This window comes from Jannaschia sp. L-14R (assembly GCF_056857695.1).
On record NZ_JBSXNP010000010.1, the window covers coordinates 416,403 to 431,412 of the forward strand.

General features: G+C 61.3%; 16 protein-coding genes and 1 pseudogene. 11 read left to right on the forward strand and 6 right to left on the reverse strand.

Annotation, left to right across the window (positions count from 1 at the left end; genetic code table 11):
• The first annotated feature begins 59 nt into the window (after positions 1-59).
• A complete protein-coding gene (gene thrS / locus AC13C2_RS10385) occupies positions 60-2,012 on the forward strand; it encodes a threonine--tRNA ligase (RefSeq protein WP_482886761.1) in 1,953 nt (650 codons plus the stop codon).
• A gap of 294 nt (positions 2,013-2,306) precedes the next feature.
• On the opposite strand, the gene AC13C2_RS10390 is transcribed toward thrS, so the two are convergent.
• The 3 genes and pseudogenes from AC13C2_RS10390 to AC13C2_RS10400 form a co-directional block, all read right to left on the reverse strand.
• Entirely contained in the window at positions 2,307-2,888 is a 582-nt protein-coding gene (locus AC13C2_RS10390) for a sensor histidine kinase (protein WP_482887011.1), read from the reverse strand.
• Between the two features lie 93 nt (positions 2,889-2,981).
• Positions 2,982-3,392, reverse strand: a pseudogene (locus tag AC13C2_RS10395) (histidine kinase); the annotation flags it as partial.
• Between the two features lie 208 nt (positions 3,393-3,600).
• Positions 3,601-5,154 (reverse strand): bifunctional metallophosphatase/5'-nucleotidase, encoded by a 1,554-nt coding sequence (locus AC13C2_RS10400; protein ID WP_482886762.1) that lies wholly within the window; start codon positions 5,152-5,154, stop codon positions 3,601-3,603.
• Positions 5,155-5,270: 116 nt separating this feature from the next.
• On the opposite strand from AC13C2_RS10400, the gene AC13C2_RS10405 reads away from it, so the two are divergent.
• Both AC13C2_RS10405 and AC13C2_RS10410 read left to right on the forward strand, forming a co-directional pair.
• Positions 5,271-5,606, forward strand: coding sequence for a DUF952 domain-containing protein (locus AC13C2_RS10405; protein ID WP_092762007.1), 336 nt, complete (start codon positions 5,271-5,273; stop codon positions 5,604-5,606).
• The gene (locus AC13C2_RS10410; protein WP_482886763.1) at positions 5,603-6,655 is read left to right on the forward strand and encodes a quinone-dependent dihydroorotate dehydrogenase; all 1,053 of its coding nucleotides are present in this window, start codon (positions 5,603-5,605) and stop codon (positions 6,653-6,655) included. Before AC13C2_RS10405 ends, AC13C2_RS10410 begins: the two co-directional genes overlap by 4 nt.
• Here the strand turns inward: AC13C2_RS10410 and AC13C2_RS10415 are convergent.
• From AC13C2_RS10415 to AC13C2_RS10425, 3 genes are read right to left on the reverse strand one after another with little or no spacing between them, the layout of a single operon-like run.
• Positions 6,652-8,004 (reverse strand): MATE family efflux transporter, encoded by a 1,353-nt coding sequence (locus AC13C2_RS10415; protein WP_482886764.1) that lies wholly within the window; start codon positions 8,002-8,004, stop codon positions 6,652-6,654. The genes AC13C2_RS10410 and AC13C2_RS10415 overlap by 4 nt on opposite strands.
• The gene (locus tag AC13C2_RS10420) at positions 8,001-8,513 is read right to left on the reverse strand and encodes a PaaI family thioesterase (RefSeq protein WP_482886765.1); all 513 of its coding nucleotides are present in this window, start codon (positions 8,511-8,513) and stop codon (positions 8,001-8,003) included. Before AC13C2_RS10420 ends, AC13C2_RS10415 begins: the two co-directional genes overlap by 4 nt.
• Positions 8,510-8,965: a PaaI family thioesterase gene (locus AC13C2_RS10425; RefSeq protein ID WP_339640983.1), complete on the reverse strand. Its 456-nt coding sequence runs from the start codon at positions 8,963-8,965 to the stop codon at positions 8,510-8,512. The genes AC13C2_RS10420 and AC13C2_RS10425 overlap by 4 nt, the downstream gene beginning before the upstream one ends.
• A 126-nt stretch (positions 8,966-9,091) precedes the next feature.
• Here AC13C2_RS10425 and AC13C2_RS10430 point away from each other — a divergent pair, with 126 nt between their 5' ends.
• From AC13C2_RS10430 to AC13C2_RS10465, 8 genes are all read left to right on the forward strand, one after another.
• Positions 9,092-9,469, forward strand: coding sequence for a MerR family transcriptional regulator (locus tag AC13C2_RS10430; RefSeq protein ID WP_339640981.1), 378 nt, complete (start codon positions 9,092-9,094; stop codon positions 9,467-9,469).
• 235 nt (positions 9,470-9,704) lie between these two features.
• Positions 9,705-10,100: a MerR family transcriptional regulator gene (locus tag AC13C2_RS10435; protein WP_092761621.1), complete on the forward strand. Its 396-nt coding sequence runs from the start codon at positions 9,705-9,707 to the stop codon at positions 10,098-10,100.
• A gap of 53 nt (positions 10,101-10,153) precedes the next feature.
• Positions 10,154-11,932 carry an acyl-CoA dehydrogenase C-terminal domain-containing protein gene (locus AC13C2_RS10440; RefSeq protein ID WP_482886766.1) on the forward strand — a complete coding sequence of 593 codons (1,779 nt, stop codon included), beginning with the start codon at positions 10,154-10,156 and terminating at the stop codon, positions 11,930-11,932.
• A 51-nt stretch (positions 11,933-11,983) separates the two neighbouring features.
• Positions 11,984-12,205: a hypothetical protein gene (locus tag AC13C2_RS10445; RefSeq protein ID WP_092761625.1), complete on the forward strand. Its 222-nt coding sequence runs from the start codon at positions 11,984-11,986 to the stop codon at positions 12,203-12,205.
• 37 nt (positions 12,206-12,242) lie between these two features.
• Positions 12,243-12,875: a glutathione S-transferase family protein gene (locus tag AC13C2_RS10450; protein WP_482886767.1), complete on the forward strand. Its 633-nt coding sequence runs from the start codon at positions 12,243-12,245 to the stop codon at positions 12,873-12,875.
• A gap of 10 nt (positions 12,876-12,885) precedes the next feature.
• On the forward strand, positions 12,886-14,100 hold the full coding sequence (locus AC13C2_RS10455) for an acetyl-CoA C-acetyltransferase (RefSeq protein WP_482886768.1): 1,215 nt from the start codon (positions 12,886-12,888) through the stop codon (positions 14,098-14,100).
• Positions 14,100-14,555: a hypothetical protein gene (locus tag AC13C2_RS10460; protein ID WP_482886769.1), complete on the forward strand. Its 456-nt coding sequence runs from the start codon at positions 14,100-14,102 to the stop codon at positions 14,553-14,555. The genes AC13C2_RS10455 and AC13C2_RS10460 overlap by 1 nt, the downstream gene beginning before the upstream one ends.
• Positions 14,552-15,007, forward strand: coding sequence for a hypothetical protein (locus AC13C2_RS10465; RefSeq protein ID WP_482886770.1), 456 nt, complete (start codon positions 14,552-14,554; stop codon positions 15,005-15,007). The genes AC13C2_RS10460 and AC13C2_RS10465 overlap by 4 nt, the downstream gene beginning before the upstream one ends.
• The last annotated feature ends 3 nt before the right edge of the window (positions 15,008-15,010 follow it).

The following is a 15,010-nucleotide window of genomic DNA, read 5'->3' on the forward strand; positions in this document are numbered from 1 at the left end:
CCATCATACCCGCAATCGGGCGTTCCGTGGGCGCCAAAACGACGGAGGACTCAGATAAGATGTCCCAGATCACCCTTACCTTCCCCGATGGTAACACACGCGACGTCCCCATCGGGACGACACCCGCACAGGTGGCCGAAAGCATCAGCAAGTCCCTGTCGAAAAAGGCCATCAGCGCCCAGGTCGACGGCGCGCACTGGGATCTGGCCTGGCCGATCGAAGCGGATGCGAAAATCTCTATCAACACAATGCAGGACGACGACGCTGCGCTGGAGCTGATCCGCCACGATCTGGCGCATATCATGGCGCGCGCCGTGCAAACGATCTGGCCTGACGTAAAGGTCACCATAGGCCCGGTCCGCGATTTCGGCTGGTTCTACGATTTCGACCGAGCGGAACCTTTCACACCCGAAGATCTGGGTTCGATAGAAGCCGAAATGAAACGTATCATCGCCGCGCGCGAGACGGTCCGCACAGAAGTCTGGGACCGCGAGCGGGCGCGCAAGCACTATGCCGATTCCGGCGAGTCCTTCAAGGTGGAGCTTCTGGACCGAATTCCGGGCGATGAGCCGATCCGGATGTACTGGCATGGCGAATGGCAGGACCTTTGCCGCGGCCCGCACCTGCAGCATACCGGCCAGATCCCTGCGGATGCTTTCAAATTGACGCGCGTGTCCTCGGCCTACTGGCTGGGCGACAACACCCGCCCGCAGTTGCAGCGGATCTATGGCATCGCGTTCCGCAACCGCGACGATCTGAAAATGCACCTCAAGTTCCTGGAGGAGGCCGAGGCCCGCGACCACCGCCGCCTGGGCCGCGAAATGGACCTGTATCACATGCAGGAAGAAGCGCCGGGCCAGGTATTCTGGCACCCCAACGGCTGGACAATTTACACCACGTTGCAGGACTACATGCGGCGGCGGCAGCGCCGCGGTGGCTATGTCGAAGTGAACACACCGCAGGTCGTCGACCGCAAATTGTGGGAAGCCTCGGGCCACTGGGACAAGTATCAGGACCACATGTTCATCGTCGAGGTAGACGAAGAACATGCCCGCGAAAAGGCGATCAACGCGCTCAAGCCGATGAACTGCCCCTGCCATGTGCAGGTCTTCAACCAAGGCCTGAAATCGTATCGTGACCTGCCGCTCAGGATGGCGGAATTCGGGTCTTGTGCGCGGTACGAGCCGTCGGGCGCGCTGCACGGCATCATGCGGGTACGCGGCTTCACGCAGGACGATGGTCACATCTTCTGCACCGAGGATCAGATTCAGGCGGAGTGCGCCGCCTTCATCAATTTCCTGTCCGAAACCTATCGCGATCTGGGGTTCGAGACATTCGACATCGCTTTCGCCACCCGTCCTGAAAAACGCGTCGGCAGCGACGAGAGCTGGGATCACGTCGAAGGCGCACTGGAGGCGGCGATCAAGTCGACTGGCAACCCCTACCGCGTGGAGGAAGGCGATGGGGCGTTCTATGGCCCGAAACTGGATTTCTATCTGACCGATGCCATCGGACGTGTCTGGCAATGCGGCACCTTCCAGGTCGATCCGAACCTGCCTGAGCGTCTGGGGGCCAGCTATATCGGCGAAGACGGCAACAAGCACCGACCCTATATGCTGCATCGTGCAGTGCTGGGGTCGTTCGAACGGTTCATAGGTATCCTGATTGAAAACTCCGCGGGCAAGCTGCCGTTCTGGCTGGCACCACGGCAGGTCGTCGTCGCTTCCATCGTCTCGGAAGCGGACGATTACGTGGCGGAAGTCGTGGAGGCATTGACCAAGGCTGGTGTTCGGGCCGAAGCCGACATCCGCAACGAGAAAATCAACTACAAGGTCCGCGAACATTCGTTGGGCAAGGTTCCCGCGATTCTCGCCATAGGACGGCAAGAGGTCGAGGATCGCACTGTTACCCTGCGCCGCCTGGGCGAAAAGGCCACGCAGGTGATTTCATTGGACGAAGTAACGGCTGCCTTGTCGGCGGAGGCGACGCCTCCGGACCTGCGACAGAAGTGATCGTTTCCGAAGTCGGGACAATTCCATGACCACAAGGAATTGTCCTGACTTCACCCCATCATTGCCCCAATCACGCCACATTTCACCTGCATAAATGAGATCAAGGCGACGATCCGGTTGGGGTTGATCAAATCCTCCCCCCTTGCGGTCCCCCGGTCGGGTCGATTGTCTTATCTCTCTCCCTGAAGATTGGTCGGCCCGCGTGTTTCGCGGGTCGCTCCATGCAGAAAATCCGCCTTTCTCAGGCCTATTTCACTGCATGACTGCCATGCATCGGCATTCCGGCTCGGTTCATCAGTCAACTGTGACCGGAAACTCGATTTCGGCGCGGTAGCCATCGGGTGACGGGAAAGTCCGCAGCAAGCCTTCAAGCTGCGCGGCCGAGGCTTCCATGATGCGTTGGCCGAGGCCGGGCTCCGATGCATCGACGGATCCGACTCCGTCATCCGCACATGCGATGGCATATCGCCCCGCACTGGTTTTCTGGCCACTCAGGACAATCCGCCCGGTCCGTCCATCGGGAAAGGCGTGCTTGCAGGCATTAGAAATCATCTCGTTGATCAGAACGCCCAGTGCGGACGCGCGTCGCGCGATTAGGGCCACGGCATCGAAATGTACTTCGATTTCCACACCCGGAGGGGACATGTCGCGCAGATGGCTGGCCACCCGCTCCAGATAGTTCGTAACCTCGATCGGCTCGTCCGGGTTGTCGGACCTGTACAGGTCATTGTGAAGTTCCACCATCACGCTGATCCGCTTTTCAACGGACAGCATCGCCTCGCGCACTTCGGGCGTGGCGCTGCGGGCAGCCATGCGCGTCATTGCCGCGACATTGGCCAGACTGTTCTTGACGCGGTGGTCAACTTCCCGGCGCATTGCATCCTGCTGTCGCAGCGCCTCATGCAATTCCAGACGCTGCATGACCTGATCGGCCAGGATCCTCAGCGCGCGGCGTTCGGCATCGCCCAAACGACGGGGACGCCGATCCAGAACGCACAACGAACCCAGCGGGATACCCGTCTTTGTGGTGATCTGAGCACCTGCGTAAAACAAAATCGGATCGGGACCGGTGACCAGCGGATTATCCCGCGTCCGAATATCTACCCTCGTATCCGGAATCTCAAGAATTTCTTCCTGAAGGATGGCATGACTGCACATCGAAGATTCCAAATTGGTTCCATGGAAATCCAACCCACAAACAGCTTCAAATTTCTGATCGTCGGCATGCACGATAGAGACAAGGGCAATCGGGCAATTCGACATCTGCGCCGCCAGCTCGACGATGCCATCGAAGGCCCCCCCATGGGCTTGGGTGCCCAGATCATAACGGCGAATCGCAGCAAGCCGCTCTTTCTGATGGGGATGAATTGGGGCAAGCATTGGCAACTTCCTTAAAAATCGCGATCGGCCTGATCGTGATCATTATCGAACAAATATCAAAAATTACGTTTCTAATATGTAATGTTATTCTTCCGATGTCTGCAATCGAAGCATCCTGTCGGCATCACAATCGAAAGGGGCGAGGAGTTTTCCTCGCCCCGATAATAACTTCTACGCATACGATCAGAAGTACCTGAAAATCGCTATGTCATTTCGCTACGATGCGATCATCGGTGAACGGCGTATACGGGCCATTTTGGATCAGGTATTCCGCCGTGACCTCAGCAAGATCTGGGCCGAAATCGTAAGCGTCTGCTGCAGATTTGAACATCTCATATCCATCGCCGCCATTTCTGACGTAGTTATTTGACACGACGCCATAGGTCTTGGCGGGGTCGAGCGGTACTCCGCCGATCAAGACATCGCTGACACGGCTGCCGGGGTCGGCACTCGCGTCGAAGGCGAACGACATTCCCGACACCTGCGGGAATCTGCCTCCGCCCTCCTCGACCTGGCTGACACCGTTTTCCAGCGCAGCCAGAAGCGTCGCGCCGTCCACTCGGAACGTCGACAGTGTGTTCTGGAACGGCAGCACCGTCAGGACTTCACCCATGGTTACGTCGCCCGCCTCAATCGAGGCGCGGATTCCGCCCCCGTTCTGGATCGCGACGTCGATGCCCTGGTCCTTGACACGGTCCAGCATCGCGTCGGCGATCAGAACGCCCATTTCGCAAACCTCCGCGCGACAGAATGTGCGGTCGCCTTCAATCGCCTGATCGATCTGGGCAACCACCTTGGACCGGATCTCCTCCAGCGGGGCTGCCATTTCGGCGATGCGCGCCACGGTTGCCGCATCTTCTTCAACAGACGCGTCGATCAGGACGGGCACGCCCTCGGCTGCGGTGACATTGCCGTCATCGTCGAACGTTACGTTCAACTCGCCCAGATACTTGCCGTAGGCATAGGCCGAAACGATGGCCGTCTGGCCCACCATTGTGGGATACGGACCTTCGGCACGCTCCATGCTTCCCAGCAGGGTATTCGAATGGCCGCCGACGATGACGTCGACGCCGGTCGTGCCTTCTGCAACAGCCTGGTCTACGCCATAGCCCGAATGGCTCAGGACGATGATCTTGTTCACGCCCTCGGCGGTCAGCCTGTCGACCTCTTCCTGAACTGCCGCAATCGGGTCGCTGAATGTGACATTATCACCGGGCGATGCCAGCTCGTCGGTATCCTGCGGTGTCAGGCCGATCAGACCGATCTTCTCGCCGCTCCGTTCGATCACTGTCGATTTGGCCAGTTTGTCGGCCAACAGCGGTTCGCTCGAAACATCGGCATTCGACATCAGGATCGGAAAATCGATGGCCGCCATGAAGGACGCCAGCACTTCGGGGCCATCGTCGAACTCGTGGTTGCCGACCGTCATGCCGTCATAGCCCAGCATGTTCATCATCTCGGCCGCAAGTTTACCTTTGTAATAGGTATAGAACAGCGTGCCCTGAAACTGATCACCGGCATCCACCAGAATCGTATTGTCTGACCTGGCGCGTGCTGCCTCGACGGCGTTTACCATACGGGCCGTGCCGCCGAAGCATTCGCCCGCAGCGTTGTCTTCCGCAGCACAGGGACCGTCGTATTTGCTGATCGGCTCAAAGCGAGCGTGAACGTCGTTGGTGTGAAGAATTGTCAGCGAATACTCGGCGCTGGCCATGCCAGTGGTCAACGCGAGCGCCGCCGTTGCTGTCAGAATACGTCTCATCGGTCTAACCCCCTAGGTTGGATATCGTCGATGTTGGGCAGCTTGCGGGCCATTGTCAAAGCGATATGAACGCGGCGCGACTTGACGTGACAGAACCGCACGGGCATCCCGGCGCAATGATCTACAAATTGTTCCGAACGCCCGAATGGCAGGCCCTCCGCGCGGAGGGGTCGTCCACGGGCGCGCCGATTGATCTCTCCGATGGCTTCATCCATTTCTCGACAGCGGAGCAAGTCGCCGAAACCGCCGTCAAACACTTTGCCGGGGTCGAAGGTCTGTGGCTGATCGGCGTCGAGGATGCCGTCGTCGCCGATAACCTGCACTGGGAGATCTCGCGCGGCGGCGCGAAATTTCCGCACCTCTATGCGCCGTTGCGCCTGGATCAGGTGGCCTGGGCGCAGCCGCTGCCGATGGTCGGCGGCGTTCACGTCTTCCCTGCAGGCCTGATGTGATCGAAGCGGCGGGCCTTGCCCTGATGCACCGTTTCGACCCGGAACGTGCGCACGGGTTGGCCCTGTCGGCACTGAACGCCGGGCTGGGGCCGCGCGGCGGGCCGGTCACGTCCCCCCGCCTAGCGACAACACTGGCGGGGATGGATCTGCCGAACCCTATCGGGCTGGCTGCCGGGTTCGACAAGAATGCCACTGCCCTGCATGCCCTGTCGCGCTGCGCCTTCGGCTGGCTGGAGGTCGGGGCCGCCACGCCCCACCCGCAACCCGGCAACCCCCGGCCGCGCCTGTTCCGCCTGACCGAGGACGGGGCGGCAATCAACCGCTTTGGCTTTAACAATGACGGTGCAGCGATCATCGCCGACCGGCTGGCGAAACGACCTGAGGGCGCGGTCGTCGGCCTGAACCTTGGTGCGAACAAGGACAGTAACGACCGCGCAGATGATTTCGTAAAGGTCCTTGCGCATTGCGACAGGCACATCGATTTCGCGACCGTTAATGTCAGCAGCCCTAACACCGAACGGCTGCGCGACCTTCAGGGCAAGGCCGCACTGGCGGGCATTCTGGACCGGGTTTGTGCACATCGCGACGACCGGGGGCTGGATACGGCGATCTTCCTCAAGATCGCGCCCGATCTGGACGCCGCCGCGTTGGAGGATATCGCAGAGGTCGCGCTGAGCTCCGGCGTGAACGGCATCATCGCGACCAACACAACGCTGGCCCGCGACGGCCTGCACAGCGTCCACGCTTCGCAAACCGGGGGCCTGTCCGGTGCGCCGCTGTTCGATGCCTCCACCCGAATCCTGGCCCGCCTGTCGGTGTTGACGAACGGTAAACTGCCGCTGGTTGGCGTTGGCGGCATTGCCAGCGCCGACCAAGCCTATGCCAAGATCCGCGCGGGCGCGTCTGCCGTGCAGCTTTATACCGCACTGGTTTATCACGGCATCAGTCTGCCCGCGCGTATCGCAAAAGGTCTCGACGATCTGTTGGTCCGCGACGGTTTCGCCAATGTCGCCGACGCCGTGGGTACCGACCGCGACCGCTGGCTTTAAGCCGCCTCATTCGTCGTCGCCCGCTCCAGCCCCGGATATTTCAACCCCAGCGTCACGCCGCGCACTGCGAACGAGACCATCAGCGCCGCCCATAGCCCGTGGTTGTCCAGCCACGGCACCAGCACTGCCAGCGCCGCCAGATAGAACCCGAAACTCAGCACCATCATATTGCGCATGTCGCGCGTGCGGGTCGCGCCGATAAACACGCCGTCCAGCATCCATGATGCGAACCCGATCAAGGGTGCCGCGACCATCCACGGCAGATAGTCGCGCGCGACCTCCCGGACTTCGGTTGCCTTGGCCATCACGTCGACCAGAAGTCCGCCGAACACCGCGAACGCCAGCGCCAGAATTGCCACCGTCCCCAAGCCCCATGCACCGCACAGGACCACCGATCGCCGCAAGCGCCCCCGGTCGCCCGCGCCGAAGAAACGCCCGACCAGCGCCTCGACCGCAAAGGCGAACCCGTCCAGCGCATAGGCCGTGATGTACAGGAATTGCAGCAGCACCTGATTGGCCGCCAGCGTGACCGTCCCGAACAGGCCACCCATCAACAGAAACGACGCGAAGGTGATCTGCAACAGAACCGACCGGATCAGGATATCGGTGTTGACCGCCAGCATTCGCTTCAGACGCGCCGGTTCGAATACCTGCACCCTGTCGCGCCAATCCGACCCGACGAAGGCATCCCGGCAGAACCACACCGCCAGCACCACGCCCGACCATTCCGCGATGAAAGTGGCCCAGGCGACCCCCTCGACACCGAATCCCAGACCCAGCACGAACCAGACATCCAACCCGATATTCGCCCCGTTCATCGCCAGTTGGATCACCAGAACGGCTGCGGTACGTTCCTGCGCGATCAACCAGCCGGTCAGGCCATAGATCGCGATCGCCGCAGGGGCCGACCAGATGCGGACCTGCATATAGGATCGCGCCAGTCCCTCGACCTCCGCTGATGTGGGTGCCAGCCAGAAAGCGCCTGTGAAAATTGCCCATTGAAGTGCGATCAGTCCCGCCCCCGCCACGGCGGCAATCAGCAGTGCCCGTGACAGCAGCGCGACCAATTCGGGACGGTCGCCCGCACCCAGGGCCTGCGCCGCCAGACCTGTGGTGCCCATCCGCAGGAACCCGAAAATCCAATAGACCGACGACAGGATGATCGCGCCCGCGCCCACAGCGGCAATCGGCGCGGCCTGCCCCAGTTGACCCACGACGCCGGTATCCACCGCGCCCAGAATCGGCACAGTGGCGTTCGACAGGACGACGGGTATGGCGACCTTCAGGATGCGACGGCTCGACAGCGCCGCCTCGGGCCGCCCTTTCGTCAGGGGCACAGGGTCACTCACCCGTCCGGGTCCGTCCTCTGCGGCATGAGAAAATGGCCGGTGGCCTGCGCAAACAGACGCGCGCGATTGTCCTGCCAGCCCTCGACATGGACGCTGGCATATCGACGACCGGACCGGTTCAGGCGGGCGCGGGCATAGGCGTCACGGGGCAGCCCGGCGCGCAGGTAGTCAACAGAAAAGTCGATGGTCTTGGGCAGACGCGGCAGAGCGTCATGGGTCAGGCCCTCCGGTTCCAGCCGTCCGGCCTCCAGATCGTCCCAGAGCATCGACCACGACAGGGTGACGATAGCCGTGACCTCGAGGAATGCCGCCGTCACACCGCCATGAAGCGCTGGCAGCGCCGGGTTGCCGATCAGCTTGGGATCGTAATGCAATATGCCGGTCAATTCGTCGCCGCGCCGGTCGAATGTGATGTTCAGAAACTGGATATAGGGCACGCCGTCGATCAGTCCGCGCAGGGCGGCATCGCGGCGTTGCTTGATGACCTGAACAGGTTCCGGCGTCTTCATTTCGCGCGCGCCCGTTCCAGTGTGAATGCTCCGTTGGCGACGGCGACGGGGCCCTTGTCGGTATCTTCGTCAAAGGCTTCGGCCCGAACGAAGGCGACAGACCGCGTGACATGATGACAAACGGCCCGCGCCGTGATCGTCTGGTGCGGCGTGGCCGCGCGCATATAGTCGATCCGCAGGTCCATGGTAGCCGTGGCAATGGGAGCGGTCGGATGGCTGAGGACAGCAGCACCCCCGGTCGTGTCCATCAGTGCGGAGACCGCACCGCCATGGATCACGCCGGTCAGCGGATCGCCGACAAGATCGGCGGCCCAGGGCATGGAGATCGCTGCCTCCCCCTCGCCCACTGACTCGACGGTCATCGACAGGGCGCGACAATGCGGCAAGGCGGCGATGAACTGATGTGCGGCCCTGATGCGTTTGGCGGCGGCTTCTGAGGTGTCGTCGGTCATGCCGCAGCCTTGCCGCGAAGCGTATCGACCTGCAAGCCCGTTTGGCGTTCGGCTGAGTGATCCGGCTGCTGCGCCCGGATGGACAGAACGGTCCTGACCGTGCCAGACTGACGCAGGGAGGAATCGATGACGGAACGGCTGGATTTCAAACAGATGTGCGCCCGTTTCGACGTGACGCCCCGGACTTTGCGTCACTACGAATACATCGAACTTCTGTTCCCCGAGCGTGAAGGCCGCGCGCGATATTATGGCGCACGGGAAATCGCGCGAATGACGCTGATCCTTCGAGGTCGCAAATTCGGCTTTTCCCTCGAAGAAATCCGCCAATGGCTGGAACTGTATGACGCGGATCCCGAGGGACGCACACAGATGCAGGCCTGGATCAATCTTGCCGATGGCCAATTGGCCGAACTGGCCGACCGCAAGCGTCATCTCGATGAGGCCATCGCCGAATTGCAGGCTCTGCGGGACGGCGTGTACGCCGATCTGAAAGCCAGGGGCTGAACACAACCCCAAAGTGATTCACTTCCAGACCGGCACAACTCCCGCGGTCAGGTTCGCTCCATCTTCAGTCTTGTAAGCTATCCATGTGGCGATTGACGTAAGCGATCCTTACGTCAACCCGGTAAGTGACGTTACGTTCGGGTTACGTAAGCGTCAGCCTGGGTTGTATCGCTATGGTCGGCCCCGCATCTCGACTGCATCGCCACAAGTGGCACCGAGACAAGGATGGAAAGTAATGTCTGACGAACTGATGACGATCCGACAGATGTGTGACGCGTTCGACGTTACGCCCAGGACACTTCGCTTTTACGAGGCGAAAGAACTGATCAGTCCACAACGCGAAGGCCAGAAACGCTGGTTCACCCGCCGCGACCGGGCGCGCTTGAAATTGATCCTGCGCGGCAAGCGGTTCGGATTCTCCCTCGAGGATATCCGCCAGTTGCTGGATCTTTACGATCTGGACGACGGCCAGCTGACACAGGTTTCCCGCACCTACGAGATCGGTCACGAGCGTCTGGCAGCGATGACCGCCCAGCGCGATGAACTGAACACCGCCATCGCGGAGCTGTCGGAACAGCTGCGCTGGGGGGAGAAAATAATGAATCAGGCGCAGCCCCGAAAGTTTGGCTGACCGCGACCAACGGGGGCGCAAAGACGCCCCCGACGATTTGAGGAGGATCGAACATGCCCAGCTATATCGCACCCACCAAGGACATGCAGTTCGTGCTGCACGATGTTCTGAAGGCTTCGACGCAAGACATTTCAGGCTATGACGAGATCGACCGCGATTTTACCGGTGCCGTGCTGGAAGAAGCCGGGCGTATGGCGTCCGAAGTTCTGCACCCTCTCAACGTTGTCGGCGACCGCGAAGGCTGCGTTCTCGAGAATGGCGTCGTCCGCACGCCCACTGGGTTCAAGGCGGCTTTCGATCAGGTCCGCGATGGCGGCTGGACGGCATTGGATTGCGATACAGAATACGGTGGCCAGGGCCTGCCCTACCTTATGCACACCGCGGTGGGCGAGATCCTGTCCTCGTCCAACATGGCCTTCAACATGTACCAGGGCCTGACCCACGGTGCCTATTCCGCGATCCACGCCCACGGCACAGACGCGCAGAAGCAGAAATGGCTGCCCAAGCTGACCACCTGCGAATGGACCGGCACCATGAACCTGACGGAGCCGCATTGCGGCACCGACCTGGGACTGATGCGCACCAAGGCCGAACCGCAGGACGATGGTTCTTACAAGATTACCGGCCAGAAGATATTCATCTCGGCGGGCGATCACGACATGGCGGACAACATCGTCCACCTCGTGCTGGCCAAGATCGCCGGCGGACCCGAGGGCATCAAAGGGGTGTCGCTGTTCATTGTCCCCAAGATCATGGTCGACGACGATGGCAATCTGGGCGCGCGAAACGCCGTCTCGGTCGGCAAGATCGAGGAAAAGATGGGCATTCACGGCAATTCGACCTGCGTAATGAACTACGATGGAGCGACAGGCTATCTGTTGGGTGAGGCGCATAAAGGCATGCGCGCCATGTTCACGATGATGAACGAGGCGCGCCTCGGTGTCGGCCTGCAAGGCTATGCCCAGGCCGAAATCGCCTATCAGAATGCGCTGGCCTACGCGCTGGACCGCCTCCAGGGCCGCGACGTGACCGGCGTCAAGAACCCCGACGGCCCGGCCGACCCGCTGATCGTTCACCCCGACATCCGCCGCAACCTGATGGACCAGAAATCCTTCGTCGAAGGTGCGCGGGCCTTCGTATTCTGGGGCGCGATGATGATCGACCGCGCGCACCGCAACGAAGACAAGGACGCCGATGGCCTGATCTCTCTGCTGACGCCGGTCATCAAGGGTTTCCTGACCGACAAGGGCTATGAGATGGCCACCAATGCGCAGCAGGTCTATGGCGGTCACGGATATATCGAGGAATGGGGCATGTCGCAGTTTGTGCGCGACGCCCGCATCGCCCAGATCTACGAGGGTGCGAACGGTGTGCAGGCGCTGGATCTGGTCGGTCGCAAGCTGGCCGTCGATGGCGGCAAGCACGTCATGGCTTTCTTCGACATGGTCAAGACGTTCTGCAAGGACAACGCCGAGGACGAGACTCTCAAAGCGGGCTTCCTGGAACCGCTCAAGGCCGCATCCAAGGACCTTCAGGCGGCGGGCATGTACTTTATGCAGCAGGGCATGAAGAACCCGAACGCCGCGCTCTCGGGCAGCTATGATTTCATGCACCTTTTCGGCCACGTCTGCCTTGGCCTTATGTGGGCCCGCATGGCGCAGGCTGCCGGTTCAAAGCTGGGCGAAGCAGGTGCGGACCGCGATTTCCTTGACGCAAAAATCGCCACGGGGCGCTACTACATGGCGCGTCAGCTTCCGGCGACGGGGATGCACCTTGCGCGCATCCAGACCGGGTCGGAGACGGTAATGGCGCTTGAACCCACGGCTTTTTAAGGCAAAACCACGGTCGGCCCGCACGCCGGGCCGACCCCGACCGGAGGATACATGCCCCGCCCGCAACGCCTGACCCGACGCTTTCCCGCCCGTATGACCGAGGCGGGATATCGTCGTCTCCGCAAATTCGCGGAGGAGGCTGGACTGGACGAAGGTGAAGCGCTGTCGTTCCTGTTCGAGAACTTCGACAGCGTGACGCATCGGGACAATCTGATGCACCGGCTGGACCTGCATCTGGCGATGCTCGCGAAACGCGGCGACACCGGCGCGTAGACACAGACAACGACCGTATTTCGGGAGGGAAGCGCATATGACCATAAAGCTGCACTGCTTCGGCGAGTCGGGGAATTCCTACAAGGCCGCGCTGGCGCTGGAACTGTCCGGGCTGGATTGGGAGCCGGTGTTCGTCGATTTCTTCGGCGGTCAGGCCCGCACACCCGAATGGCGGGCCGAGAACGGCATGGGCGAAGCGCCCGTGCTGGTCGATGACGACATGCGCCTCAGCCAGTCGGGGGCAATCCAGCAGTGGATTACGGACAAGACCGGCAAGTTCGGCGGCACACCCGAGGACCGTTACGAGGTTCTGAGGTGGATCTTGTGGGACAACCACAAACTGTCGAGCCAGGCGGGCATGACCCGGTTCCTGATGAACTTCCTGCCCGAAGACAAACGCCCCGCCGAAGTGATCGCCTTCAGCCAAGGTCGCCTGAAGGCCGCCTATGATGTGCTGAACCGCCATCTTTCGGGGCGCGACTGGATCGTCGGCAAGGGTGTCACCAACGCCGACCTGTCGTGCTGCGGCTACCTCTACTATCCCGAGCCGTTCGGTTTTGATCGCGCCGACTGGCCTCATATCGACGCCTGGCTGGACCGCATCGCCGCCCTGCCCGGCTGGAAATCCCCCTACGACCTGATGCCCGGCCGTCCCTCGGACCGCCAGTAAGGAGTCTCCCATGACCGAAGAAGCCTATATCTACGATGCCATCCGCACCCCCCGTGGCAAGGGCCGAAAGGACGGATCGCTGCATGAGGTCACCGCAGCGCGCCTGTCCGCCGACGTGCTGAACGCACTGAAGGACCGTAACGGGTTCGAAGGCCATGCGGTCGAGGACGTGATCTGGGGCAACGCCACCCAGGTCGCCGAACAGGGCGGATGTCTTGCCCGGACCGCCGTTCTGGCCTCCGATCTGGACCAGCGTATTCCCGGCCTGTCGATCAATCGCTTCTGTGCATCTGGCATGGAGGCCGTGAACCTGGCCGCCAACCAGATCCGCGGCGGGGCCGGTGACGGCTATATCGCGGGCGGTGTGGAATGCATGAGCCGCGTCCCGATGGGCAGCGACGGGGCTGCCATCGCCGTCGATCCATCTATCGCGATGAGCACCTATTTCGTCCCGCAGGGAATTTCGGCTGACATCATAGCCACCGAATATGGCTTTACCCGCGATCAGGCCGATGCCTTCGCCGTCGAGAGCCAGAAGCGCGCCGCCGCCGCGTGGAAGAATGACCGCTTCAAGAAGTCGATCGTTACCGTGCGTGATGTGAACGGCCTGCCCATTCTGGACCACGACGAATACATCCGCGAAGGCACCGACATGCAGTCGCTGGGCGCGCTCAACGCTGCGTTTCAGGCGATGGGCGAGGTCATGCCCGGCTTCGACAAGATCGCCCTGATGAAATACCCGCATCTGGAGCGGATCAATCACATCCACACGGCGGGCAATTCGTCGGGCATCGTCGATGGCGCGGCAGGCGTTTTGATCGGCAATAAGGAATTCGGCGAAAAATGGGGCCTGAAACCCCGCGCCCGCATCCGCGCCACAGCCAAGATCGGCACCGATCCGACCATCATGCTGACCGGTCCGATGCCAGTGACTGAAAAGATCCTGTCGGAGAATGGCATGACCATCGGCGACATCGACCTGTTCGAAGTCAACGAGGCGTTCTCCTCCGTCGTGCTGCGCTTCATGCAGGCTTTCGATGTCGACCATGACAAGCTGAACGTGAATGGCGGCGCTATCGCCATGGGCCACCCGCTGGGGGCGTCCGGCGCGATCATCATCGGCACCCTGCTGGATGAGTTGGAGCGCGCGGACAAGGAAGTTGGCCTTGCCACCCTGTGCGTGGCGTCCGGCATGGGGGCAGCCACGATCATTGAGCGGGTCTGATGCAGGACGCGCAAGCCATCTATCAGGACCACCTCTACATGGTGTTGATGCCGCAATGGCAGCGGGTCTTCGATAGTGTCTGCGCGTATTTGCATTTTTCCCTGCGGATCGAGACGGCGGATGCTGTGGCTATCATTCAGACGGCTCAGAAAATGCGAAAATCGCTGGAGGCGTTCCATGCGTCGCTGGTGCGTCTGGCCGCGCAGGCCTGTCACCGCGTCTGCTTGTCGGCGGCGGTCGGCCCGCCCCGCCCCCAACGCATTGTCGGACGGCATCGCACCTGTAACATGAGGAGTGTGCAATACGCCGTTGATCCCTATGCGGCGCAGATGGATCTGGTGCTTGCCGGTGACAGGTGGTGCAGTTCGTCCATCCTATCCAGCCAACGGAAGGTTGCCTGTTCTGTCATCAGCCCCGAACGTCACAAAACGTTCGGCAAGGAGGACGGAGGATGACGCAGGCGCACGATATCTATCAGGATTTCCTCGACACGGCCTCGGTCGCTCTGTGGAATCGTGACTACATTACTGTCGCCGCAATGTTGTCTTATCCCCACCTGATCCGCCTGCCCGAGACGGACCGCATCATCCAGAACGCCGCCGAACAACAGCTGGACGCGCAGGCGTTCCGGGAAAGCCTCAAGGGTCTGGGCGCGACGGCCTACCACAGGCTGTGCCGTGACGCGCAATTCGACCCTGACGGGCCGGATCGGATTACGGGCGCGCATACAACCTACATCATGCGCGGCGGCAGTTATCTGACCGATCCCTATGAATGCCGGATGTCGCTAATGCGTCAGCCCGATGGACGCTGGCTTGCGGACGCCATCAATGTTTCTGTTCGTAAAAGCGGCATGGCCTACTATCATCCCGACAACATCCGCGCTCGCACCGGGCGCCCGAAATGATTA